Origin of the sequence: Micromonospora salmantinae (assembly GCF_022230905.1) — a bacterium.
Lineage (GTDB): Bacteria > Actinomycetota > Actinomycetes > Mycobacteriales > Micromonosporaceae > Micromonospora > Micromonospora salmantinae.
In genome coordinates, this window is sequence record NZ_JAKKFG010000014.1 from 11529 (window position 1) to 36435 (window position 24907).

Annotated in this window: 17 protein-coding genes, 1 tRNA gene and 2 pseudogenes; 12 read left to right on the forward strand and 8 right to left on the reverse strand. The window is 68.7% G+C overall.

Annotation, left to right across the window (positions count from 1 at the left end):
* Window positions 1-10: 10 nt before the first annotated feature.
* The 6 genes from PSH03_RS13285 (at window position 11) to PSH03_RS13310 (ending at window position 5271) form a co-directional block, all read left to right on the forward strand.
* The gene (locus PSH03_RS13285; protein WP_238689283.1) at window positions 11-1063 is read left to right on the forward strand and encodes a segregation and condensation protein A; all 1053 of its coding nucleotides are present in this window, start codon (window positions 11-13) and stop codon (window positions 1061-1063) included.
* Window positions 1056-1889: an SMC-Scp complex subunit ScpB gene (gene scpB / locus PSH03_RS13290; RefSeq protein WP_238689284.1), complete on the forward strand. Its 834-nt coding sequence runs from the start codon at window positions 1056-1058 to the stop codon at window positions 1887-1889. Before PSH03_RS13285 ends, scpB begins: the two co-directional genes overlap by 8 nt.
* Entirely contained in the window at window positions 1876-2646 is a 771-nt protein-coding gene (locus PSH03_RS13295) for a pseudouridine synthase (RefSeq protein WP_210784817.1), read from the forward strand. Before scpB ends, PSH03_RS13295 begins: the two co-directional genes overlap by 14 nt.
* Window positions 2647-2841: 195 nt before the next feature.
* Entirely contained in the window at window positions 2842-3522 is a 681-nt protein-coding gene (gene cmk / locus PSH03_RS13300) for a (d)CMP kinase (protein ID WP_238689285.1), read from the forward strand.
* 58 nt (window positions 3523-3580) lie between these two features.
* Window positions 3581-4987, forward strand: coding sequence for a ribosome biogenesis GTPase Der (der, locus tag PSH03_RS13305; protein WP_238689286.1), 1407 nt, complete (start codon window positions 3581-3583; stop codon window positions 4985-4987).
* A gap of 210 nt (window positions 4988-5197) precedes the next feature.
* Window positions 5198-5271 (forward strand) — tRNA-Pro (locus PSH03_RS13310).
* A gap of 517 nt (window positions 5272-5788) precedes the next feature.
* Here PSH03_RS13310 and PSH03_RS13315 read toward each other — a convergent pair.
* Window positions 5789-6190 (reverse strand): DUF4260 domain-containing protein, encoded by a 402-nt coding sequence (locus PSH03_RS13315; RefSeq protein WP_238689287.1) that lies wholly within the window; start codon window positions 6188-6190, stop codon window positions 5789-5791.
* Window positions 6191-6619: 429 nt separating this feature from the next.
* Here PSH03_RS13315 and PSH03_RS33185 point away from each other — a divergent pair, with 429 nt between their 5' ends.
* Window positions 6620-6892 carry a MarR family transcriptional regulator gene (locus PSH03_RS33185; RefSeq protein ID WP_255750569.1) on the forward strand — a complete coding sequence of 91 codons (273 nt, stop codon included), beginning with the start codon at window positions 6620-6622 and terminating at the stop codon, window positions 6890-6892.
* 23 nt (window positions 6893-6915) lie between these two features.
* On the opposite strand, the gene PSH03_RS13325 is transcribed toward PSH03_RS33185, so the two are convergent.
* From PSH03_RS13325 to PSH03_RS13345, 5 genes are all read right to left on the reverse strand, one after another.
* Complete coding sequence (locus PSH03_RS13325; RefSeq protein ID WP_238689288.1) at window positions 6916-7980, reverse strand: extracellular catalytic domain type 1 short-chain-length polyhydroxyalkanoate depolymerase; 1065 nt, start codon at window positions 7978-7980, stop codon at window positions 6916-6918.
* 455 nt (window positions 7981-8435) lie between these two features.
* Window positions 8436-8717, reverse strand: coding sequence for a (4Fe-4S)-binding protein (locus PSH03_RS13330; RefSeq protein WP_210784811.1), 282 nt, complete (start codon window positions 8715-8717; stop codon window positions 8436-8438).
* A 31-nt stretch (window positions 8718-8748) separates the two neighbouring features.
* Window positions 8749-9045: a GNAT family N-acetyltransferase gene (locus PSH03_RS13335; RefSeq protein WP_238689289.1), complete on the reverse strand. Its 297-nt coding sequence runs from the start codon at window positions 9043-9045 to the stop codon at window positions 8749-8751.
* Between the two features lie 996 nt (window positions 9046-10041).
* A complete protein-coding gene (locus PSH03_RS13340; protein WP_238689290.1) occupies window positions 10042-12147 on the reverse strand; it encodes a hypothetical protein in 2106 nt (701 codons plus the stop codon).
* Window positions 12148-12541: 394 nt separating this feature from the next.
* The gene (locus tag PSH03_RS13345; RefSeq protein ID WP_238689291.1) at window positions 12542-14230 is read right to left on the reverse strand and encodes a hypothetical protein; all 1689 of its coding nucleotides are present in this window, start codon (window positions 14228-14230) and stop codon (window positions 12542-12544) included.
* A gap of 337 nt (window positions 14231-14567) precedes the next feature.
* On the opposite strand from PSH03_RS13345, the pseudogene PSH03_RS33040 reads away from it, so the two are divergent.
* Window positions 14568-14726: pseudogene (locus tag PSH03_RS33040) on the forward strand (transposase family protein); the annotation flags it as partial.
* 123 nt (window positions 14727-14849) lie between these two features.
* On the opposite strand, the gene PSH03_RS13350 reads toward PSH03_RS33040, so the two are convergent.
* Entirely contained in the window at window positions 14850-15737 is an 888-nt protein-coding gene (locus PSH03_RS13350) for a hypothetical protein (protein WP_238689292.1), read from the reverse strand.
* A gap of 377 nt (window positions 15738-16114) precedes the next feature.
* On the opposite strand from PSH03_RS13350, the gene PSH03_RS13355 reads away from it, so the two are divergent.
* Entirely contained in the window at window positions 16115-17011 is an 897-nt protein-coding gene (locus PSH03_RS13355; protein WP_238689293.1) for a hypothetical protein, read from the forward strand.
* Between the two features lie 395 nt (window positions 17012-17406).
* On the opposite strand, the pseudogene PSH03_RS13360 reads toward PSH03_RS13355, so the two are convergent.
* A pseudogene (locus tag PSH03_RS13360) lies at window positions 17407-17546 on the reverse strand (IS481 family transposase); the annotation flags it as partial.
* A 507-nt stretch (window positions 17547-18053) separates the two neighbouring features.
* Here PSH03_RS13360 and PSH03_RS13365 point away from each other — a divergent pair.
* The 3 genes from PSH03_RS13365 (at window position 18054) to PSH03_RS13375 (ending at window position 24812) form a co-directional block, all read left to right on the forward strand.
* On the forward strand, window positions 18054-19202 hold the full coding sequence (locus tag PSH03_RS13365; protein WP_238689294.1) for a hypothetical protein: 1149 nt from the start codon (window positions 18054-18056) through the stop codon (window positions 19200-19202).
* Window positions 19203-19396: 194 nt separating this feature from the next.
* The gene (locus tag PSH03_RS13370; RefSeq protein ID WP_238689295.1) at window positions 19397-20266 is read left to right on the forward strand and encodes an NAD(P)H-binding protein; all 870 of its coding nucleotides are present in this window, start codon (window positions 19397-19399) and stop codon (window positions 20264-20266) included.
* An 814-nt stretch (window positions 20267-21080) separates the two neighbouring features.
* Window positions 21081-24812: a LamG domain-containing protein gene (locus PSH03_RS13375; protein WP_238689296.1), complete on the forward strand. Its 3732-nt coding sequence runs from the start codon at window positions 21081-21083 to the stop codon at window positions 24810-24812.
* Window positions 24813-24907: the final 95 nt, after the last annotated feature.

Below are 24907 nucleotides of genomic sequence, written 5' to 3' on the forward strand. Positions count from 1 at the left end.
CGGTCGTCCGGTGACCGCGCCACCCCTCGACCCACCCGAGACCGCCGACGCGGCAGTGGTCGACGGTGTGCAGCCCGCTGACCCGGCTGCCACCGGGTTCACGGTGCGGCTGGCCAACTTCACCGGCCCGTTCGACCTGCTGTTGCAACTGATCGGCAAGCACAAACTCGACGTCACCGAGGTGGCCCTGCACACGGTCACCGACGAGTTCATCGCCTACATCAGGGCGATGGGCGACAACTGGGACCTGGACGAGGCCAGCGAGTTCCTGCTCATCGCCGCGACCCTGCTCGACCTGAAGGCGGCCCGGCTGCTGCCCGCCGCCGAGGTGGAGGACGAGGCCGACCTCGCCCTGCTGGAGGCACGGGACCTGCTCTTCGCCCGGCTGTTGCAGTACAAGGCGTACAAGGAGGCGGCGGCGCACATCGCCGAGTTGGAGGCCGTCGGCGGCCGACGCTATCCGCGTGCCGTCAGCCTGGAGGCCCGCTACGCCGAGGCGCTGCCCGACCTGGTGCTCGGCATCGGCCCCCAGCGGCTGCTGAAGCTGGCCGTGAAGGCGATGACCCCGAAGCCGGTGCCGGAGGTGTCCATCGCCCACGTGCACATGGTCCGGGTCAGTGTCCGGGAACACGCGGCGATCCTCGCCGCCCGGCTGCGCCGGGCCGGCACCGCCACGTTCTCGCTGCTCTGCGCGGACTGCGAGGCCACCCTGGAGGTGGTGGCCCGGTTCCTCGCGCTGCTGGAGCTGTACCGGGAGGGCCTGGTGTCGTTCGTGCAGGAGCAGGCCCTGGAGGAGTTGACAGTGCGCTGGACCGGCCCGGTCGACGGTGACACCGAGCTGCACGTCGACGAGTACGCCGGCACCCCGGCCGACCCGGAGTCGCCGGAGCCTGAGCCTGCGCTGGCAGGGGCCGAGCCTGGGCCGGCGAGGGCCGAGCCTGCGAGGAATGCGCCTGAGCCGGTGGGGGCAGAACCTGAGTCGCCGGGGGCTGACCTTGTGCCGACGCAGGAGGCCGGCGGGCCGGACGGGACGGGAACGACGGAGGGTGCGCGGGATGAGTGACGAGCAACGTCGGGACTCGCTGGCCGACCAGGCCGCCGCCTGGGTCCCCCCGTGGGACCGCCCACGCCCGCCCGCCACCGACACCCCCACGGACGAGGTGGGCCCGGGTGAGCCAGATCCCGTTGAGGCGGCCCCGGACGGGTTGGGTTCGGCGGGGCCGGACCTCGGTGCGGTGACGGACGCCACGGTGGGGGAGTCGGGTGGCGCTGGGGGCGTACCCCGGCGACAGCTGGCGGGGCGGCGGCGGGCGACTGTCGCGCCGGAGCCCGCGCCCGAGCTGTCCGATCCCGAGCTGCGCGGCGCGTTGGAGGCGATCCTGCTGGTCGTCGACGAGCCGGTCAGCGAGCTGGTGCTGGCGCAGGTGCTGGAGCAGCCCGCCGAACGGGTCGGGCCGATGCTCGACGAGATCGCCGCCGGTTACACGGCGGCCGGGCACGGGTTCGAGCTGCGGCGGGCGGCCGGCGGGTGGCGGCTGTACACCCGGCCGGAATACGCTACGTACGTTGAGCGGTTCGTGTTGGACGGGCAGTCCGTGCGGCTGACCCAGGCGGCGCTGGAGACGCTCGCCGTGGTTGCGTACAAGCAGCCGGTGACCCGTTCGCGAATCTCAGCCATCCGGGGTGTGAACTGCGACGGGGTCATCCGTACGCTGGTCACCCGTGGCCTCATCGAGGAGTGCGGCACCGAAACGGACAGCGGGGCGTTCCTCTACCGGACCACCACGTTGTTCCTGGAGAAGCTCGGGCTGAACACCGTCGACGAGCTGCCGCCCCTCGCACCCTTCCTGCCCGACGACGTAGAAGAGCTTGCTGATGCGACCCGATAACCGTTCCCCCAAAGCCGACGCGCCCGTCTACGAGGGGGCTGAGCGCCTGCAGAAGGTGCTCGCCGCCGCCGGCGTGGGTTCCCGGCGTGCCTGCGAAGACCTGATCTTCCGCCGCCGGGTCACGGTGGACGGGCGGGTCGCCAAGCTCGGCGACAAGGTCGACCCGGCCACCTCCGTGATCCACGTGGACGGTGAGCGCCTCCAGGTCGACATTCGCCTGGTCTACGTGGCGATGAACAAGCCGCGTGGGGTGGTTACCACCATGGCGGACGAAAAGGGACGCAACGAGCTGGCCGACTTCATCGGTGCCCGGCTGGAGCAGCGGGTCTACCACGTCGGGCGGCTCGACGCGGACAGTGAGGGCCTGCTGCTGCTCACTAACGACGGCACGCTCGCGCACAAGCTCATGCACCCCTCGTACCAGGTGCTGAAGACGTACCTCGCCGAGGTGGTCGGGCCGATCCCGCGCAACCTGAGCAAGCGGCTGCTGGCCGGTGTCGAGCTGGAGGACGGGCCGGTCAAGGTCGACTCGTTCAAGGTGGTGGACACTCTCGGTAAATCCGCCCAGGTGGAGCTGAGCCTGCACGAGGGGCGCAAGCACATCGTCCGGCGGCTGATGGATGAGGTTGGTCACCCGGTCACCCGGCTGGTGCGTACCTCGATCGGGCCGATCCGGCTCGGTGACCTGCGGACCGGGCGGATCCGTCGGTTGACCAACGCCGAGGTCGCCGCCCTGTTCAACGTGGTGGGTGACTGACCCCCGAGTTCGGGGTACGGCAGCCGGTAGGCTCCACCGATGGCCGGGACGCGGCCGCCCGGGTGGCGTGGGTCGCCTCCGGCGGCGTCGCGCGCGGGTCCGCCAATGGACCCGGGCATGATTGATGACGATTGACAACCGCTTGCGGCGCCAGATCACCGGGCGATCCGTGAGGTACGGGCTGAGGAGGACACGGTGGAGGAAAACGTACGGACCGGGCGATGTGTGGTCGCTGTGGACGGGCCGTCCGGTTCGGGTAAGTCCACCGTGTCGCGGCGGCTCGCCGTGAGCATCGGTGCGCGCTACCTGGACACCGGGGCGATGTACCGGGCGATCACGTGGGCCGTGCTGCGCTCCGGCGTGGATCTCACCGACGCCGCGTCGGTGGCCAAGGTCGCCGGCGAGGTCAACCTGCGCATCGGCACCCACCCGCAGGGGTACGCCGTGACCATCGACGGTGTGGGCGTGGACGCCGACATCCGTGGCGCCGAGGTGACCGGCGCGGTTTCCGCCGTCGCCGCCGTGCCGGCTGTCCGTGAGCTGCTCGTCACCCGGCAGCGCGAGATGATCGCCAACGCTGGCCGAATGGTGGTCGAGGGTCGCGACATCGGCTCGGTAGTCGCGCCGGACGCCGACCTGAAGGTCTTCCTGACCGCCTCCGAGGCGGCCCGTGCCGCCCGGCGCAGCGCCGAGGACGCCGCCGACGTGGCGGCCACGGCCGCCGATCTGGCCCGGCGGGACCATCTCGACTCGACCCGCAAGGTCAACCCGCTGGCGCAGGCGCCCGACGCGGTGGTGCTGGACACCACCGAGTTGGGCATCGACGAGGTCGTGGCGCGGCTGCGCGACCTGCTCACCGAGCGGGGCGTGGCATGAGCGAGCGAATCATCGGGGTTGTGTCTCATGACGCTCCGGAGCGAAGCGGAGGAACGGCATGAGTAGCGATGGTGGTGGGTGGGTCGAGCTGCGGGAGCCCGACGTCGTCGTCGAGGAACCGAGCGGCCCGCAGCCGGTGGTGGCCGTGGTCGGTCGCCCCAACGTGGGCAAGTCCACGCTGGTCAACCGAATCATCGGCCGCCGGCAGGCGGTCGTCGAGGACGTCCCTGGCGTGACCCGCGACCGGGTTCCGTACGACGCGCAGTGGAACGGCCGGGCGTTCACCGTGGTGGACACCGGCGGCTGGGAACCGGACGCGAAGGACCGGGCCGCGGCCATCGCGGCGCAGGCCGAGACGGCGGTCGTCACCGCCGACGTGGTGCTCTTCGTGGTCGACGCGATGGTGGGCTCCACCGACGTGGACGAGGCAGCGGTGAAGATGCTGCGGCGCAGCGCCAAGCCGGTGATCCTGGTGGCCAACAAAGCCGACAACAACTCCATCGAGATGGAGGCCACGTCGCTGTGGTCGCTCGGCCTCGGTGAGCCGTTCCCGGTGTCCGCGCTGCACGGACGCGGCTCCGGCGACCTGCTGGACGCCATTCTCGCCGCGCTGCCGGAGGCACCGGCGATCGTGGAGAACCGTCCGCGCGGACCGCGCCGGGTGGCGTTGGTCGGCCGGCCGAACGTCGGCAAGTCGAGCCTGCTCAACCGGTTCTCCGGCGAGGAGCGGGCGGTCGTCGACTCGGTGGCGGGCACCACTGTGGACCCGGTGGACAGCCTGGTCGAGATCGGCGGTCAGACCTGGCAACTGGTCGACACGGCCGGGCTGCGCAAGCGGGTCGGCAAGGCCAGCGGCACCGAGTACTACGCCAGCCTGCGGACCGCCGGCGCGATCGAGGCCGCCGAGGTGGCCGTGGTGCTGCTGGACTCCAGCGAACCGATCAGCGAGCAGGACCAGCGGATCCTGTCGATGGTGACCGAGTCCGGTCGGGCGCTGGTCATCGCGTTCAACAAGTGGGACCTGGTCGACGCCGACCGTCGGTACTACCTGGACAAGGAGATCGACCGGGAGTTGCGCCGCATCCCCTGGGCGATCCGGCTGAACCTGTCGGCGATGACCGGCCGCGCCGTGGACAAGCTGGCACCGGCCCTGAACAAGGCGCTGGCCAGCTGGGAAACCCGTGTACCGACCGCGCACCTCAACCAGTGGCTGACCGCGCTGGTGCAGGCCACCCCCCACCCGGTACGTGGTGGGCGGGCGCCGCGGATCCTGTTCGCGACGCAGGCCGGTGTGGCGCCGCCACGGTTCGTGCTCTTCACCACCGGCCCGCTGGACGCCGGCTACCAGCGCTTCGTCGAGCGCAAGCTCCGCGAGGAATTCGGGTACGAGGGCAGCCCGATCGAGATCTCGGTCCGCCCGCGCAAGAAGCTCGGCCCCGGCGGCCGAGGCAAGGCGCACGGCTGACGCGGTTCAGTTCTGCCAAATGCCGGATGGGCGCCCCGCCCATCCGGCATTTCCCTATCCAACCCCACCCTCCTAGGACGCTCTAGGGGTTGTGTGGTGGCTCCCTGTGGGGTGGTTCGGTTGCGTCGCGATGCCGGTGGGGCCTGTGCGGACGGGCCGCAGCTGCTGCGCTAAGCTGTACCGGCTGCCGCGGGGGAAACCACGCGGGGGCGGGACGTGGCGCAGCTTGGTAGCGCACTTGACTGGGGGTCAAGGGGTCGTCGGTTCGAATCCGGCCGTCCCGACCGATTGACCTGGGGAGATGAATGTCTTCTCAGGTGACGGCGGTAACATCCGGTAACGGATGATCTTTTCTGCAGTAACCGTGTGGACGGTTGGGCGTCGGCCCGACCGCCGTTGATAGCTCTGACCTGCCGTTTCATCCGCGATCTGGTGGAGCGGCATTTCGGTCTCTTGATTCCGCGGTAAGTGATGCCTGCGGCTGTCCCTTGGTCGCCGGTAGGGCATCGCTGTGGTTGCCACCTGGGGATGAGGCAGCCAGGAAATGGTCGCTGAGGAGCCAAGAGCGCGTCGCCGTGGCCGTCTCTGAGGTGTAGTCGAGCGAGGTTAACCAGGAATTCCAGGGCATGCCGCGCGGCATGTTAGTGGCACCACTCCTGGGTCAGCTGAGCTGGTCGCAGTCGGAGGCGACCAGCGCTGCCTGGTTCTAGACGGCAGACATCTGTCAACGCCGGCTGAATTATCACGCGGCGCCGACAACTTCCTCCGGGAACCCATCAGGCTTCTGATCCTGGATGTCCGTCAAAGCGGGTCAGGCCCTCGGGCCTTGCCGATCAAGCCGAGGTGGGTGTGCTCGAATCCTTCGGCCGTCTTGAGGCCGTAACCGAGGCCGCGATCGACGGCGATGTGGAACACCCAGGCAAGGGCCAGAACTCCGAGCCAACCGATCCGGTCGCCGAACCCGCCCGCGGCCACGGCTATCGCGCCCAGCGCAGCCGGCAGCGTGTAGGAGTGCGCCAGGTTGTAGCAGAAGGCCCCGAGGCGTGGCCCGCGCAGGTAACCGAGCATGGACAGGTCGAAGACGAGGAAGAGGGCAAGCAGCGACCACCACGGGTACCCGGCGGTGACGGTCACGACGACGGCGAGAGCCGCGACGACGAGGCCCTCGACGCGCTGCACTGCGACCGGACTCAGGTACGGCATCTCACACCTCGATGTCGGTCAGGGACACGGGTGGGGTTGTCTTCCCGTCGCTGGCCTGACCTCGGGAAGAGGATAGACCGGCGGTGACGACCCTCGTGCTCCCTTACCGGACAACAGCTTCGTCGAAGGCGACCAGCCGCCCCGCGAACCAGGCAGGGTCGGCCAGATGGGGGTAGTGGGTGACGGCCGGCGCCGATTCGACGAGCGCACCGGGAAGGCGGATGCGCAGCCAGTCGGGGTAGCCGTCGGCGAGGGGCAGGCCACGCAGTGACAGGTACGGCGTGGGTTGCTGTGCGTCGGCATCAGGTTCTCCATGTATGTGGTCAGCTCCTGCGGTCCGAGGTCGAGCAGAGGAGACCCTCAGCCACATGTCGGAGGCACCCGACCGGCGCGTGCGGATGAGCGCTCGCCTACCTGGCCAACGGCTCGCTGTCCCGCCTCTCCACCGTCGTCAAGCGGTTCGAGCAACGAGGTTGGGTCACACGATTTCCCGACTCGGCGGACCGTCGCTACACGATCGCCGCCCTCACCGACGCAGGCTACGACGTTGTTGTCGCGGCCGCGCCGGCCCATGTGCGCTCGGTGCGGCGGTACGTGCTCGACCCCCTCACCCCCGCCGACCGACGCGCCCTGATGCGCATCGCCACCAAACTCAAGGTGCGGCCGGTCGACCTGGCCCAGGAGACGACCGTTCCTCGATAGGCCCGGCCGGGCCGCCGCGATCCTCATCGCATCGGGTGCCGCTCGGCGAACTCCCATACGATCTGGCTGGCGTCGGGGCCCGCGTGATCGGTGTAGCGGCCGTCGCCGTCCGGGCCGGGCCAAGCGTGCCCCATGTTCTGGACGCGGTACGCCTCGACGATCGGCGAGCCGTCCGGTGCTGTGATCGTCGAATGCGTGTACGCATGCCGGCCCGCCTCGGCCGGCACGGACACGGTCTCCTCGGTCGGGTCGAGGCTGTTGTTGGGTAGTCCGTCGTCGACGAGGTCGCCCACGGCGGTCCAGTGTGCGACGAGTCGGGTGGCGACCAGGGGCGGCACGACCTCGTCCTGCTCGCCCTGGATGACCAGCAGCGGCACGCGCCGGGCCCGCTCACCCATCTGAGCCCAGGCTTGACGTGCCGTGTCCAGTGGCGACGTCGAGTCCGGGTTGTCCGGGTCGACCTGGTTGAGTCCGTACTCGCCGCCGGCGACCGAGGTCGCCGTGGCGAAGACGTCGGGGTAGGTCGCGGCGAGGATGACGGCGGTCCCCGCGCCCGACGAGGCGCCGGCCACGTGCACCTGATCCGGATCCGCGTCGTACTTCTCGACCACCTGGCGGGCGACACCGGCGAGCAGCGCGGGTTCGCCGCTGTCTCGGTGCTGCTCCCGGGGGTCGGTGGAGTTCCAGCAGGCGATCACGTTACGGGAGATCAGTTGCGTGGGATAGGCGACGATGAAGCCCTCCCGGTCGGCCAGGCGGTTGAACTGGGTCGTGGACTTCATGGAGTTCCACCCGTAGCCGGTCATGCCGCAGCCGTGGATCGCCATGACGACCGGCAGTCGGGCCGTCCCGTCGTGGTGGGGAGGAAGGTGGACCTGGTAGCGCTGCGAACCGGCGTCGCCGTCGTAGACGTGGTTGCGGTCGCCCTCGCCCATCTGCCAGGGCAGGCCGAGCTGAAGAGCGGCGACGCCGACGCTGACGGCGGCCACGACGGTCACGAGGACGCCGGAGACGATCCGGAGCCAGCGCCGTCGTGGAGGACGGGTGGGCTCGGCGTCGGCATCCGGTGCGGAAGGCGGGGAGGTCACGCGTGTCTCCTTTCTTGTGTGGAAGCGCTCTAATGGATATCGACACGGTGCGGCGTGGGTCTGGTGTGCCGGATAGCTGAGGTTGGCCGACGCCGTCACCGGCGTGGTAGTTGTCCCGCGCCAGGCATGGCGCAGCCTGAGCAGGACCTCGTCGGCGGTGCCCGCCAGGTGCACCTACGCCGGGACGAGCAGCGCTACCTCGCGCGGGCCGTCCCCGGTCGGCGCCCTGAGGATTTGGGTCGACGAGCCTCTCGTGGGCTGCTCACAGCACGGGCTGCACTAGTCCTGCAGCACGTACGTATGGAGTAGCGGGTCAGCCATCGGTGTCTGACCGCAGGGGTGACCCGCGTGGTCGCAGTACGGTTGAAGACGGCTCTGCCGGCAAGCACACAGGAAGGCCCTGGTCTCGGCGCGTGGGCCTTCCGGCGTGTCCACGCTCAGCTCTCCGTGCACGATCAACTGTCCGACGGAGTTGGGCGTGATCTGCGTGGGCCGGTCCGTGTCTCGGCCCCGCCGTCCACGAGTTCGTACTGCAGTGCCCCCGAGGGGCAGCGCCGCACCACTTCGGCCACGCGCTCGGCCTCGGCACCGTCGGGCCGAATCCACGGGCGCTGGCCCGTGTCGAAGACCTCCGGCAAGCCGCGGACGCACTCGGCGGCGTGCAAGCAACGCCTCGCCTCGAACGTGACAGTGATCTTATTGCCCTCGTACGCCTTCTTGTTGGCTCCGCTGCTCATAGCGGCCTCCGTCGTCGCGATGCTCGGCGGTTCAGTCACTGACCCTGCTGTAGGCCTGGTACACCAGGTTCTGATACTCGGGGTGCCTGGCGATCCACCCCGCGATAAATGGGCAGGTGGCCAGGACCAGCAGGTTCGCGGCGCGCGCCTCGTCGAGGGCGGTGCGGGCCAGTGCTGACCCGACTCCCCTTCCCTCGTACTCCGGCGAGACCTCGGTGTGTACGAACGCGACGAGTTCCGTGGTACGGATGTACTGCGCGACGCCCGCGACCTTGGACTCTCCGTCGACGCGGGCCTCGTATCGCTTGGCCTCGGGCACATCACTCACTCTTACCGCCATGTCTCCTCCAGGTGTCTTCAGCGTGGATCTCAAGCCACGGTGGTTCGGTCTAGTTGGTGCGTCACTTAACGTCACCGGCCTCCGGGGCCGACCCGTTATCAGGACTTGGTGGACAACGCGTCGCTGGACGTCGCCAAGTTGTGCGGGCGCAGCCGTCACCGCGTCGTCTCGGTGAAACGCGGCGATCCCGCGGTCACCACCCAGTGTGCGTCAGCAACCGGCCGCGACCAGTGACACCGCGTCACATGCGGTGATGACACGGCGCCACTACCGGGACCGGCTGCGTACGCGCTTCAAGGAGACCTGTCACCGAACGACTTAACGTCATCTACAGCGGCACTCATTCAGTGGTGCTCGATGCGCCAGCGTCTCTTGAACAGGACGACGAACGTCCCAAGCCCGAGCCCGACGGTCCCACTACCAGCGGAGACAGGCCAAGTGACGTTGGAGTATTAGCCGTGATCTTCACGGCTGATGTCGGGCATTCCGGTCCCGCGCTTGCAACCGTTCATGTCGACGCGGCCGGGTCCGGGGCGGGGCGCCGGCGGAACCGACCATGCCTCGCCCATCGCCGATCACCACCCTGTGTTCCGAGAACCAGGCCGTTGCTGGCGCTGAATCGAGGCAGACCTCGCATTCGCGTCTCAGCGTGGATCCTGACGAGGGAGCCACTCCGATCGGCGTCCTTGGCGTAATCCATTCCGTCGTCGCCACGACAGCAATAGTGGCAGTCTCGGGGAACTTCCTGTGCGTGCTCGTTGCCGTGCCACGCGAATCTCGGGTGCGCACCGCCACCGCGGCTCGGCGCACCCGGGATCGAGGCGCCCACGGGGCAGCGGCCGGCTCTTTACGACAACCTCGGACGCCGTCTCGTGCGACCTCGTCCGCTCGATCGGTGACCGGCACAGCGCGGCTCCCTTCGGGCACCGCAGGCCGGTGGAACCACACGCCGCAGCGCCGAGGTTCGGCGACGGCTACACCACCTCAGCCGGTCCGGAGCCGCTCGGACAGCTCGCAGACCGCCGCCTCGTATCGGTCGTCCGTCACGCACGGCTGATGACCGCACATCGCGGGCCAAACCGTGTCACGGCCTCGGGCATCGAGATCCTGCGGATCCCGAAGCCGGCGGTCCACCTCGGACCGCTGTCGCAGGGCGTCGTCACCCCCGCGTCCGGACGTGAAGATCCAGCCGCCGATGGGATCGGTGTCACGCCACAAGTTCACCCAGCGCCAGCCCAACCGGCGGCCGGCCTCACTCAGCACATCCCTGCCCACGTACGCCGGGAACAGGGTGCTGTAGAAGCGTCTGAGCGGGGAACCGTGCGTCAGCAGGGCGACCCTGGAGAGCACGGACGGCTCTAGTTGCAGGACGCTCGCCAGAGCGAGTACCGACCCGTGGCTGTGCGCCGCTACCAACACGTACCTCCCTTGCCGGACCAGCATGCTGATACGGCAGGCGAGTTCGGGCACGGCGCGCTCGGCGTAACACGGTGGGGCGAAGGGGTGAGCGGCACGCGGCCAGAACATCCCGAGGTCCCAGAGCATCCCGATGTAGCGACGAAAAGTGGCCATACGGTAGGCGAACAGCCCTCCGAAGAACAGACCGACGAACAGCAACGCCATCAGGTAGCTGCCCAACTGGGTGCCCGCACTGACGAAATCGGACGGCAGGTTGACCAGGCTCTCCACGGCGAGACTCGGCTGCAGCTCGTCGAGGGCCAGAGCTGTGAAAGCCAGGCTCAGCGCGACGAGGCAGCAGTAGGTCAGCCCGAGCGGGCACAGTCGTTCCGTGAATTGCGCCCGGGCGATTGCGTCGCGCACCTGTGTCCGCCGTCGGGCCGTCCTCGCATCCGCCTCAGGAAAGTCACGCGCGACGATGCCGTCCGCTGCCCGCCGTCGATGCCTCCGCGTGAACAGCACCATCACCGCACCCGCGACCGCTGCGCCAATGACCGACACGAAGAAGCCGAACATCGTCCACTTGTACGGCAGAACAGGGCTGGTGGGCAGCACGTCGGGGGTGGGCAGGTCGCGGTCGAGGTAATCCGATACGCGGTAGTTGAACTCGGTGGCGAAGCCGACCGCCAGTCCCACCGCCAGACACGCGAACAGCGGCGCACCCGACCAGCGCAGCCTCCCAAGGCTGCCCTCCCGGCCCACCAGTGCCGCGATCCCGAGCAGCGCCAGCAGGACGCCCTGCGTCCCGAAGAGCAGGACGACCGCGACGTCATGACCGGGCAGTCCGTTTCCGGCGGCCCACTCGCTGCGATCGAACGCGACCCGTCCGATGACGGCGATCGTCACCACCACGGCAGTCGACCGCAGGGCACGGACCACCCCATCGACCACCGGGGTGCCGGCTACGGAGTCGATCACCGAAGGTACGCACAGCAGCACGACACTGGCGACAAGGACGAGCACGGCGCAGACCGTGAGCAGGACGTTGAGAAGGCTCGGTCCACGCGCAGCCCACAACGCCGCAACCAGACTGAGATCGAGCACAGCGAGGCCGGTCGCCACATGGATGGAGCGAAGTCGCACCACTCCCGGCGTGGCGTTGGGTGTCCCGATCGCGCCCAGTGGTGTGTCGGCCGGCTCACCCGTAGGAGGGATGAAGTTGTCATACCAGCGACCGCACCGGGAGCCCACCAGCCACAACGCCCAGATCGCGGCGACGGGCACCAGCGCTAGCAGCGCAATGCGCAATCCGACCGGTTGACCGCCGAGCCAGGACAGCCAGGTCCGGCCCCCGAGACAACTACCCAGGGACATGCACTTGCAGGCGAGCAGGTCCAACGCCACACCGACGAAAGACAAGACGTACAGGGCCGTGAGGCTCAGGCCGACCAGCCTGCAACCTACCCAGACCACACCGCCGCTGACCTTCGCCCGCGGCCGCATCCATGCCGCCGCGTTGCACGCCATGAACGGCAACAGCAACACCAGCGACAGCGTCCTCGCGGCGGCTCCGCTCCGCAGATCGCTCCACCGGTATGTCTCCAACACCACGCCGCAGGCGCCTCGGGAGTCACCGTAGCCTCGGCGGGGCCGGTAGAAGCCGCCCTTGCTGTCGCCGGCGACCCGCTGCACGTGCGGCCGATCCAGGATGTCATCCGCGCCGGCACCCAACACGCCGTGCACCCGCAACTCAACGACGTCACCCGGCGGGTGGCACCCACCCCGTGCACGGCACGGCGATGATTCCGGCATTCTTACCTCGCAGGCTGGGACAGACCTCGGAGCGAAGCGCTGGCCAGCCGTGCATACCCGAACGAGCCCATTGCAGACGGGACTGCGTAGATTTCCGTCTTGACCTGGGTTTGGTCCGTTGGACAGGACGTTGATCCTGTCAGACCTGAAATATGCCTAGCAGTCGTAGTCGTAGCGCCGGTCGGCGTAGATCCGGTCGGGTCGGCTGCTCACCCCTCCTCACGTTCAGACAGAACGATCCTCGTGTCCCGAGGACACGCCCAACATCCTTTTGTTAGGGGTTCTTGGTGTTGGTGTCGATGGTGTAAACCACGTCTGGCCCGACGTCATGGCGGGTGATGCCGGGTACGTCGGGGATGTCAAGCAGTGGTTCGTACGGGGTACCTTGGACCCGGTCGCGCAGCAGGACGACGCTGCGGATGCCGAGCTGGTGCAACCGATCCAAGGCCGGCTCGCTGGGGAAGGTCGCCATAACGTCGCGGATCGCCTGACGGTTGGGTGTGGTGTAGCTAGCCGCACCGTTGACCATGGTGGGAAAACCGTCGGTCGACCAAAGTAGGACGTTGAGGTCGATACCGTCGTTGGACGGCAATACCATGATGGGAGCGTGCGCGGAGGCTAGCGCCATCGCGGCCGGTTTGGCTGGGGTTTGGGGGTGGTCCAGGTCAGGCAGGCCCTCAGCTAGCACGAGGACCAGCAACGGAACGGTCAGTAGCCGTGCCGCTCCCACCGACCATTTCGGCTCGGCGCCCCTGCGAGCCACCTCGGCCAGCTGGGTAACCAGGCCGGCCGCGAGGATGGCCAGGCAGAGAGTGGGCCACAAGATCAAGCGGCCTGGTGTACGGGATCCATCGAACCCGGGCACATAAAGATAGAGCAGGCGGTAGATCGGCCCGTTCGTGCCCAGCGCAAACAACACTCCGACGACCGCCCCAAACATCAGCAGAAGCCGTTGCACCGGTGACCAGCGGGACAGGAACAGGCCGGCGAAGGCCAGTAGATACAGTGCATACCCGCAAAGCAGCACTTTCTCAGTCGGTACGCCACCAAGAGCGGTGCGGGCGTCGTTGTGCAGGGTGCCCCAGGGCAGCGAGGACTGCGGCGCCACGAGAAGTCCGCGCAGTGTCGGGGAGAAGTGCGCGACGTAGTCCCAGTCCCGGGTGACATTTGGGTTGAGCTCGCGCACGTGTTGGTACGCGTACGCGAAGTATCCGGTCACCGCGGTGAAGACCAGCCCGCCGATCAGATTAGCGACGATCAGCCGGAGGCTGAGGCGTGGGCGGTGGATCAGCCAGGCTAAAAGTGTGATCAGGCAGAGGGCGGCGAGGACGTATACGAATCCCAGCCCGACGCCGAAGCCTAGGCTGACCTGCCAGGCCGCGACGAGCCAGCCGGCGAACGCCCAGCCCGGCCGGACTCGTTCGGCAAGGTAGCCGCGGGTGAACGAGAGTCCGTGGCCGCGCGCCAGCATCGCCAGGGCCAGAGTGATACCACCGGTGGAGAGAATGTTCAGATGGCCGTCGTGGCCGTAGCGCCAGGGCGCGTAGGCGAGGGCGGCCCCGGCTACCGCGGCGGCGACCTTGTTCGCGCCAAGTTGGCGCAGGAGCGCGTAGCCGCCGAGGAAGGCGAGCGCGAAAGCCAGCACGAACAGGATGTTGTAGCGCAGCACGGCGCCGACTACACCGTTGCCTATCAGCCCTGCCGGGGCATAGCCGAGCAGGCTGTCGTTCAGGGCTAGGCCGTACGTGTCGGGATAGAAGGCGTTGGTATCCCACAGGCCACGCAGACCGTGGGTGAGTGCGTGGCCACCCCATCCCACCAGCCATGCTTGGGCCGTCGGGTCACCCACGTCACCGACGATGGTGTGGGCCGGGTCGGCGATCGGCACAGTCTTGGCGCCGGCAGTCAGCACGCGAACCGCGTATGGCGGAATCAGCCAGATCATCGCGACAGCGAGGAGCACTGAACCGAGGCTCGCGATACTCAGTTCCCGCCGATGGACCCCACGTGTCAGCCAGTCCCTCGTGCCTCGACCGGCGCGCGCGAGTCGGCCAGTTTGTCCAAGCTCGCTGAGAGTGACGGCTGATGTGGGGCCTCCTGCCGGTGGCTCTACCTGCGTCATCACATTGACCCTCACTGTTGAACCGCCGCAGTAAATCATGAGCAGGGCGGCGCATAGAGTCAAGGCATCGACCAATGCCGTTCCGGTAGCCGGGCCTTACGCTGTCTATCAAAGGCGCCTTGTCACGCAGGAATCGCGATCGGTGCAGCGGCGCATCTCGCCGCTTCCGAAACAGGACATGCCAGGGCTGCTGCAGGCCCTCGCCCGGGTTCCGGACCCACGGGACGCTGGCGGCCGGATCCATCCGCTGCCGGGACTGCTCGCGATCGCGATCGCGGCGGTGGTTTCGGGACCGAGCCGCGTCGTGGAGACCGTCGAATGGGCCGCCGACCTGCCGGAGCGGCGTCGAAGCGATGGCTCGCCGAGCAGTTCCCTCCGCCAACGCGATGACAGGTTGCTCCACTGTCCACCGATCAACTCCCGAAGACCAGGACCAGGGACCGCCGACGATTCCCTGCTGCTAATCGAACACCTCGAACCGGTCCAGGAGTACGCCGGCCTCGTCGGACAATACGGCGGCCTCCAGTTCGAGCAGGGGTATCGCGTCGTTCCCGTGGTCGTCTTGTTCGACGAATGGTCTGCCCACGTACGGGTTCTTGCTGGTGCCGGTGGGGTCCGGGGTGTAACGCCAGTGTGCGTCGCGGTGGCGCCGGGCGATCTCGCCGACGTACCAGATCGCCCCCTGGACGAAGTCGTCGTCCGCCGGATCGCGCAGGGCGTCCTTGGCCGGGATCCGGCGTCGTACGATCTGCTCCAGTGCCAGCAATGACTCCGGGCTGAAGTCCAGATCGTCGGCTCGGCCGGTGGCGGCGGACCACTCGGGGAATCCTTGTTCACGGATGGTCAGCCAGTGGGTGAGCCATGGATCGGTGGGTGCGGCATCCAAGGTCTCCGTGTGTAACGCCGGCTGGTCGGTGCGGCGCGGTTCCCAGAAGGGATCCTCGTTCCGGCGCGTGGCCGCTAGCGCTCGGATACGTTCGTACGTGGCCGACCACACCGTCCCGGTGCGGTGTACAAGGGCGTCAAGGACGAGCCGCATGGGCTCGGCCGTTTCGCCGACGCTGAGGTCGGTGACGGGGAGGTCGGAGTCCGGGTCCCAGGTCCAGGCGCCTCCGCCGATGGTGAGCAATACTTCCCCAAGGTAGCCGCCGGCTGCTTCGGCCAGTCCCTCGCGTGGCGGCTGCCCGGCCGGTGTCTCGGCGAGCAGTGTGTGTTCGAGGTCGCGTAGGGATTCGACGGAATTATCGAGGGACTCGTCGGGTCCGACGACGAAATCCCGGAGTCCCGCAAGCATCGGCTCGAGCCGCTCGCGCCAGTCGTCGAGCTTCGCTTCGGTCGCGTCCTGCACGAGGGTCACCGTAGCAATGCGGCGATGCCCGAAACCTTGCTGGACGATCAAGCCGCCAGAGGCAACTTCCCACCAACCGCAACGGGATCGGCGCTCGAACCCTGCGCCGGCGGTCGAGCCGGTCGACGTAATGTCGGCGCTGTCACCAGGTGGCCCGCACTCGGATGACGGGGGGCGAGTGGGTGGTCTATACGCCAGTTGTACGGCGATTGTACGGGCCACACCGTACCGTTCTGCTGTCCAGACCGGCCCATCGGGGAGCACCCCCGTGCGCCCTGGATGCGCGGCAACGCACGACGCCCAAGCGGGACCGTTCATCCACACCCCGCGCGCGGCGACCCTCGCCCCACAGTCGTACTACTGGAGGATCTTGCCTCATGCGTAAATCCATCGTGGCCGCCGCGACGGCGCTGAGCGTTGTCGCGACCGGTCTCGCCGTGGCTGGAGTCGTCGTGCCCGCCGGGCCGGCGGCTGCGGCGCTCAGTGACGTTCCCGCGGACTGTAGCGTCTCCACGGCGGCGTACCGTTCCGATGGACAGCGTCTCAGCTACGTGTACTCCGACAGGACGACCAGCACCAAGGCCTACGCCAACGACAACCTTGGCTGGGTGCCGTCGGCGCATCAGCAGATCGGTGCCTCTGGTGACGACACCAGCTTCCGCAGCACCGAGTACGCCACCCATCCGACCGACGGCTGGCTCTACAAGGTGAGCCGCCAGGGCGAGTTGGTCGACGGCACCTGGAGAGTCACGGCGATCACCGCCAGCCGCCTCAAGAACGGGTTCGCCGATACCCGCATCCTCGCATCGGCGTCGCCGTACCTCTACCGCGTGGCGGGCACTTCGCTCTACCGCTACACGGAGACCTACGTGGACGACGTGTTCACGCTCTCCGCGCCGGTGAGGCTGACCACCACCGGCTGGGACACGGTCAACACACTGACCTACGAGCGCAGCGGCGGAACGGGCAGCGCCGCCGTGGACGTGCTGATCGGTACCAAGGCCAACGGGGAGCTCAAGGAGTGGCGAGTCAACCGGGCCACCCCGACAACGATCACCTCGAAGGTACTGCGGTCGAGCGGCTGGGGACCCTTCACCAGCCTCAGCACGGGCTACTGTGACGCGCACCCCAACGGCCGGCCGCTGCTCGGGATCACCGCCGCCGGTTCGGCCTCCGTGCACTTCGACACCCTGAAGACGGACGGAGTCGGCACGGACATCAAGGGTGGCTCCCTCGGTTCGCTCGGCTGGACCGCGAAAGCTTACGGTCAGTAGCGGGAGGACCTCCGTGAGTCCGTCCGAGACTAGCTGTCCTCGGACGGACTCGTCCGAACTCACGACGGCGCCGTGCCGACGATCCTGACCCGGGATTGTCGGCACGGCGCCGTCGTGAGTTCGAGTGAAACGCCGTCCAACACCTTCAGTCCGTGTGCCGCCACACGCTACGTAGCCACGGGTGATCAGCGACCGGAAGGCGGCCGGACGTTGGCCTCGGTCGCGGTGACGCACACCTCGGACGGCGAGCCGAGATCGATGAGGCCGGTGTAGCTGCGCTTCAGCGACGCCGAGACGTCCGTGCCGAAGGTGACACGGTCGAGGCTGGAAGCGCCGCACGTCCTGAAGCCAGCGCACGTACCGCTCGATGCACACGCGAGCAACCGATAGCGGCTCTAGGTGTACTGCCCAGGGACGTTGGTCAACCTGGTGATGGGTGGCCGGCCGCTGGTGGCGGTGTGGGTCGGTGGTGATTGTAGTGATGTAGCCAGGCGGGTAGGTCTGTTCGGCGGGCGTTCTCAGAGCCGTAGAAGCGCCGTCGGCGATCGGCATCTTGCCGTGCGCGTCGAGGTAGGCCCGCATGACGACAAGCTCGTCCGAGGGCTCCTCGACCAGGATGGCGCGCTTCGCCCGAGGGGACCCGGCGACGGCTTCGTTCTACAGATGACGGGCTTGGTCTATCGTCACCGCTCGCTCGACACTCTCGCGTCCGACCGCGGCCGACGAGTCGCCGAGCGAGGAACCACGGCCACCGATGCATGATGCCGTCAGCCTCGGGTAACGGTTAGGGCTGAGGCGTGCCGGAAACGGCCTGCGAAGGAGGTGGAGCCATGGACCGAGCAGGATGGATTATTTCGATCATCGCCATCCTCCTCGTCGCGACGATCGCGTACCGCATCGAACGTCGTAGCAGGAGACGGTGAACTGATTGGCAAGTTGTCGCCGGCGGCGGCCGAATCCGTGGGGCTCACCGGCCCGCGAGCCGATCCGTCCTTCCCGTTCCGGCCGTCCGGCCGGCGACCGTCCCTCAAGGGAGGGTCTCATGAACCACCACGCAGCTACCACGAACGTGCTGGAGTTCCAGCCGACCGAAATCACTCCGTCGACTCTGACCTACACGCTGGAGGACCGTTCGGAGACCTTCGCGAAGTCGGTCGCGGACCTCAACGGCAAGATCCCGAACGTGCATCTGGCCGATGTCATTCGCGACGTGAACCATAGTGCGAAGGCCTCGTGCGGCAAGCCGCCGACCCCCGACTCCGTGCAGTTCTGTTGGAACGACGAGGACAACGAAGGCACCACGTGGATCCCGCAGGGGCTCACCGGGTCCTGGGACGCCGACGATGACGGCCGGTTCGGCGAGCACCGCGTCATCGCGGCGACCTGGTACGACGCCGAGGGTCTCGACGGCACCAACCGGGGCAGCCGGATCACGTTCGTCAACTACGACGACCCGGACAAGCCCGAGTACCGTCACGTCCTGCTTGTCGTTCCCGACCGCAAGGGCAGTTTCCACGCCGCGGTGTCGCACGTCGGCGGTGTCACCTGGGTCGGCTATCGGCTCTACGTCGCCGACACCAATGCGATCCGCCTGTTCGACCTGCACAACATCTGGCGCACGATTCCCGACCGTTCGCACAAGCGGATCGGGATGGTCGGCGGGAAGGCGTACGCGGCAGACTACCGCTACGCGGTCCCGCAGGTCGGCTACTACACGCCGCAACCGGACCCGACGCGGTTGCCGCTGCGCATTTCCTCGATCAGCCTCGACCGCAGCAGTTCGCCGAACTCGCTCATTACCGCGGAGTACAAGGAGGACCGCGAGGGAGTCCACTCGCCGAAACCCGCCGACGCGCGGATCGTCCGGTGGAACCTCGACGGTAAGGGCAAACTCGCGGCGTCCGATGGCCTGGTCAGCTCCGATGCGGTGTACGTGACGTCACGGGCGAACGTCAACGGCGCGATCACACACGGAGACGAGTTCGTGCTGACCAGCAGCGAGTTCGATCGCAAGCCCGCCTGGATCCACCGCGCCACCGTGGGCACCTCGCGGCAGTACACCAGCGTCGCGGCGGGAGGACCCGAGGACCTGACCTACCAGCCGCAGGGCAAGCGGATGTGGACACTCACCGAGTACGACGGGCAGCGCACGGTGTTCGGCATCCCACTGTCGTCGATCGGCGACGCCTGACCGCGTAGCCCAGTGCCCGCCGGACTCGCGCGGCCAAGCCACCACCCGCGCGAGCCGGTGCGGTGCCTGGCGCGGTCGCCGGCACCTCGCCCAGACCGGAATGACGCTCGACCCGGAACCGCCATGATCAATCAAGCCTCAACCGTTCAACCTCTGTAGCGTGGTCAGCGGCTACCGACGCTGAGGAGGGCCCTGTGCAGATCGCCGTCACCACTCCGAACGGCAACGTCGGACGCCACGTGGTTGCCATGCTGATCCGAGCCGGCGTGCGGCCGCTGGTGCTCGCCCGCCACCCGGACCGGCTGCCGCCGTCAGTGCGAGCCGAAGCCGACGTGGCGGCAGTCGACCTGTACGACGCGGACGGCGTGGTCGCCGCGACTCGGGGCGTGGACGCCCTCTACTGGGTCGACCCGACCACAGACAGCGAGGACCCGCTCGGCGACTATGCCCGGGCCACCACCGCCGTGGTTCGCGCGGTCACCGAGAACCAGCTCCGCCGGACCGTGTTCCAGAGCAGCGTCGGTGCCGAGCGCCGGCACGGGGCCGGAGAGATAGACGGCCTCGCCGCGACCGAGGTCGCCCTGGACGCCACCGGCACCACCGTCGCACACCTACGCTGCGGATTCTTCTTCACAAACCTCCTGCTTCAGCTCGACGCGATCCGCGGTGGACGAATCCCGATCATCCTGCCCGTCGATCAGCCAATGGCGTGGGTAGCTCCACGCGACATCGCCGAGGTCGCTGTCACCCGACTGCTGTCGCCGGCATGGTCCGGCCGCGTCGTGCAAGCCGTACACGGACCGACGGACCTCACCTGGGCACAAGCGGCCGAGATCGTCAGCGCGGCCACCGGGCAACCGTGCACCGTCGAGCGAATCCCCGACGAAACCATGCGCGAGAACCTGCGTGCCAGCGGGATGACGGCAGGGCTCACCGACGCCGTGATCGGCATGTCCAGCGGTCTGCGCGACGATTTCGTCCCCGAACAACCGCGCACCATACGAACCACGACACCCACCACCCTCGCCGCCTGGGCATACGACGTCCTGCGCACCCAGCTGTGATCGGAAACCTGGTCGCCGCTCAGCATCGGCTCAGGCAAGATCGGATCCGAGCTGAGGCGTAGCTGTCGATCTGGTGCCGTTGCCGAGGGGTATGGGTGTTCTCCGCCGCTGGCCTCTGAGCTGGACCGCCTGCGCGCCGGCGAGGCAACGTCTATCGATCTCGTTTGCCGAGGATGAGCGGCCAGAACGGTTTGGGTGCCCACTCTTTCGCTGTAATCGTCGCTTATGGGAAGGGGCGGACGTCGACCCTGCTGAGGCAGGCGTCCGGACCGGTGAGGTGGCAGGGGTGGCGTTGGGTACGCCGCGCGGCGCTCGCCTGGCGAACCTGACCCCACCCGGCGTGCCGGCCGTCCGCTGCTCGGTCGAGCTGTCGTACCTCCGTCACTCCTCGTCACGCCATCGGGATTGACCCCTCTTACCTACGTCCCATACCGTTGGCCACATCAATTCACGGGGGTGAATGATGTATCCAACGGATGTCTCTCGGTCCACTGTCCACCGGAGACGACTGCCTACTGGACGATCCAGGCCGCTGACGCCCACTGCGCCGGCCGAACGTCCGTCTCCGCGTACGGCGCTCCGGGTTGTGCCCGAGCTGATCCCGTACGTGTCAACGCCCTGCACGCCGCCGATCCGCGTCGGAAGCTGACGCGCGCTCGCCGAGCGGTCACCACCGACCCGCGCGCTAGCCCCAGTTCCGTCGGTCCCGACGGCGGCTCAGTTGCCAGGCCGCTCCCCGCGACCATCGCGCACCTCACGAGATCCCGATCCTCCCTAGCGACGACCAGGCCTGGCCTGGTCGGTTGGAGCTGCCATGTCTGTCCATGTTGGTCACGTCGCCGCCGGCCCAGCGAAGGCGAGCGGGCTGCCCAGCCGCAGCCGCTCCAACGGGTGGCCCGGATTGGCACGGCTGCGCTGGCTCGCGGCCGCCACCGCGCTGCTGATGCCGGTGGCGGGGTTGCCGGTGCTGGCCGAACGGCCGGCCGCCGCGGCACCCGCCGCTGCCCCCTGCGTGGCGGAGGCCGCCTCCCCGGCGCAGGCACTGGCCGTGGCGAAGGACTGTGCCGGGCCGGTGGTGGTCGGCTCGTCCCGCTCCGAGTACGCGCAGGTCACGGCGCAACCGGACGGTCGGCTCAGGTTCGAGTCGGGGGTGGTTCCGCAGTGGACCCGCCGCGCGGACGGCACCTGGGTGGACGTCGACCTCGACCTGGCCCGGGGCTCGGACGGACGGGTACGGCCGGCGGCGTCGGCGGCGGAGGTGGCGTTCTCCGGCGGCGGGTCGGCTCCGCTGGCGACCCTGACCAGGGATGGGAAGACCCTCACGGTGGGCTGGCCGGCCGCGCTGCCCGCGCCGGTGCTCACCGGCGACACCGCGACGTACCCCGAGGTGTTGCCCGGCGTCGACCTCGCGGTCCAGGCGACCCGGACCGGCTTCACCCACGTGCTGGTGGTGAAGACGGCCACGGCGGCGGCCAACCCGGCGCTGCGTCAGATCCGATTCGACCTGGGCGGCGACGCGCGGGCGGTCCGGTTGCCGGACGGGTCGTTGCGGGCCGACGTCGGCGCCACGGCTTTCGCCACGGCCACACCGGCGACGATGTGGAACTCCGCGGGTCAGACGACGATCGCCGGCCGGGCCGGTGTGGCGTCGGCGTCCGCCGAGCGCTCCTCGGTCGACGGACCGGCGGCGACCGCGCGGACCGTACTGGTGGAAACCGCCGTCGACGCCACTGGTGACCTGCTGCTGACCCCGGACCCGGCCATGCTCGGCGCAGACGAGGGCGACTTCCCGGTCTTCATCGACCCGGCCTGGTCGGTGAAGCAGAACCGCTGGGCGTACGCGACCAACAACGGCTGCTCCAACTCCGACGTCAGCGTGGCCCGGGTCGGGCTGAGCCCGGAAGGGCCCTGCCAGGGGCAGCTCTACCGGTCGTTCTTCCAGTTCCCCCTTACCGCCATGAAGGGGAAGCACATCGAGAGCGCGTACGTGCAGATGAAGCTGGACCACTCATGGTCGTGTGACGACAGTTGGGCCTACATGTACCACGTGCCGGCGATCGACCATGCCATGCAGGCGACCTGGTCGAAGATGAAGCTCAACGCGATCATGGACGGTGCGCCGGGGCACGCGAACGAGGCGGGTGGCTGTGGTGTCATCCAACCCGACATGATCATGAACTTCGAGTCCGGCGTGGTGACCTCGAAGGTCCAGGCCGTCGCCAGCGCGGGCGGCACCGCGATCACTGTCGGCTTCGCCGCCCGGGACAGCGGCGGTGACGGCGAGTCCACCCAGGGCCGGTGGAAGAAGTTCTTCCCGAACGACGCCAAGCTGATCGTCGACTACGACTCCATTCCGGGCAAGCCGAACGGTCTCCAGGTCGCCGGTGTCGCCTGCCTGCCCGACGGCGTACTGCCGATCGGCACGCTGGCCCCGAAGTTCTCCGCCGTCTATCCGGACGCCGACACCACCCAGAGCCTGACCGGCACCTACGAGTGGATCGAGGTGCCGGCTGCCGGCATCGGCACCGTCACCGACGCGTACCCGACCCGGCTGACCCGGCCGCCGACCGCGTCCGCACCCGCGAACGGCCGGGCCACCACCGCCGCCGTGGCCGTCGTCACCGGCAAGACGTACGCGTACCGGGTCACCGCCGTCGACCCGGCACCGTACTCGCGGTGGAGCGGCTGGTCGCCGTGGTGCCAGTTCACCGCCGACACCACAGTTCCCCCGGTCACGGTCACGCTCCAGGGCTCGCCGGGCGGGCCTGGTGAACCGGTCACCTTCCGGATCGAGTCGACCGCCACCGACGCCACGTCGTTCAAGTACGGCTGGACCGGCCCGACCACGGTGGTGACCGCCACCGGCACCCCGAAGAGCGCCACCGTGACGCTGCGACCCCCGAAGTACGGCCAGAACACGCTGTACGTCTCGGCCGTCGACGCCACCCGCAACGAGGGGTACGGCAGCGTCGAGTTCGTCGTCGACCGTCCCGCCCCGGCAATCGCCCGCTGGGGGCTGGAAACCTACCCGGGTGTCACCCAGGGCCAGGCGCTCGCCGACCAGCAGGGCGCGGTCGCCGGTGACACCCCGCTGGCCCCGACGAACGTCAGCTGGGCCGCCGACGCCCGGCTGCTCGGCGGCGGCAGCGCCGCGTTCAACGGCACCACCTCGCAGGCCGCCACCGCGGCTCCCGTGCTCGACACCACCAACTCGTTCAGCGTGGCCGCCTGGGTCAGGCCGGGTGCCCTGCCGACCAGCGACATGAAGGTGCTCACCCAGGACGCCACCGACGCCGCCCGGTTCGAGTTCGGCGTACGCCGGCAGGGCACCCCGCAGGTCCCGCACTGGTCGTTCGTCATGAAGGACACCTCGGCGCAGACCAGCGCGAGCCGGGTGGCGATCGCCCCGACCCCGTTCACCGCGGCCGAGGCGGCACGCTGGACCCACCTGGCCGGTGTCTACGACAGGACCGCCGGCAAGCTGCGCCTCTACGTCAACGGCGTCCGGGTGGCCGAGACCGACTACGTCGCGGCGCCCTGGCCCACCAGCGGTAAGTTCGTGGTCGGTCGAGGCTTCTCCGCGGGTCTCCCGTCGAACTGGTGGACCGGCAACATCGCCGACGTGCAGGTGTTCAACCGGGTGCTTGTCGACCACGACTTCACCGGCCAACTCGCCACCGACGAGTACTCCGGTGGCTTCGACGAACCCGGCATCCTCGCCCCGATCGAGGTCGGGCGCTGGGACATGAACGCCGCCAGGCCCTGTTACCAGGTCGGCATCCCGTCCACCTGCGAGGCACCGGACGGGGCGACGTGGGGCCGGCGGTTGAGTCTGACCCAGGGCGCGACTGTCGACGCCGGCTACCGCGACAGCGGCCTGATGCTCGACAAGCGCCACTTCGTGGAGGACCCGGCCGACCCGTACTTCGGCCTGTCCACGTTGGAGTACGGCTGGTCGCAGCGGAACCTGGCCGCCGAGGGCAGCCCGCCGCAGTGGCAGGACACCCCGGTGCTGCGTACCGACGACTCGTTCACCGTCTCGGTCTGGGTACGCCCGGACCAGTTCGAGCCCCGTACCTTCACCGCGGCCGGGCAGCGGGGCACCAAGGAGTCAGCCTTCTACCTCTCCCTGCGGGAGTACCGCCTTGCCAGCGGCGCGAGCGAGCACCGCTGGCGGTTCACCGTGGGCGGTGCGGACGACGACGTCACGCCGGTGCGCGTCCATGCCGAGGGAAACCGGCTGCTGACCGAGGACGACATCGGCACCTGGACCCACCTGGTCGGCGTCTACGACGCCCAGGCCACTGAGATCCGGCTGTACGTCAACGGCGTCCTGGAGCGGTCCGTGCCCTGCGCGGGGGTGTTCCGCGCGACGGGGCCGCTGACTGTGGGGGCGGCGTTGTTCACGGGCCCCGGCGAGCAGCCCCGCCTCGTCGACTACTTCCAGGGCGGCCTGGACGACCTGCTGGTCTACCAGGGCGCCCTGACCGACACCGCGGTTTCCGAACTGCACAAGTCCCAGGCACAGGCAGAGCTTCAGCCCTGAGCGCCGGTCAACCGCCGGACCGTTGACCGGCTCCGGTCCCACACATCCGACCTCGTCGACCCCTTATTCCGGAGGATCCAGTGAACGGTCCGCGT

Excerpts from the sequence above, each read along its gene's own strand:
- PSH03_RS13330 (WP_210784811.1), bottom strand. The coding sequence starts at position 8,717 with ATGAGCAGCGGAGCCAACAAGAAGGCGTACGAGGGCAATAAGATCACT.
- PSH03_RS13375 (WP_238689296.1), top strand. The coding sequence starts at position 21,081 with ATGTCTGTCCATGTTGGTCACGTCGCCGCCGGCCCAGCGAAGGCGAGC.
- PSH03_RS13315 (WP_238689287.1), bottom strand. The coding sequence starts at position 6,190 with ATGCCGTACCTGAGTCCGGTCGCAGTGCAGCGCGTCGAGGGCCTCGTC.
- der (WP_238689286.1), top strand. The coding sequence starts at position 3,581 with ATGAGTAGCGATGGTGGTGGGTGGGTCGAGCTGCGGGAGCCCGACGTC.
- scpB (WP_238689284.1), top strand. The coding sequence starts at position 1,056 with ATGAGTGACGAGCAACGTCGGGACTCGCTGGCCGACCAGGCCGCCGCC.
- PSH03_RS13355 (WP_238689293.1), top strand. The coding sequence starts at position 16,115 with ATGCGTAAATCCATCGTGGCCGCCGCGACGGCGCTGAGCGTTGTCGCG.
- PSH03_RS13365 (WP_238689294.1), top strand. The coding sequence starts at position 18,054 with ATGAACCACCACGCAGCTACCACGAACGTGCTGGAGTTCCAGCCGACC.
- PSH03_RS13295 (WP_210784817.1), top strand. The coding sequence starts at position 1,876 with ATGCGACCCGATAACCGTTCCCCCAAAGCCGACGCGCCCGTCTACGAG.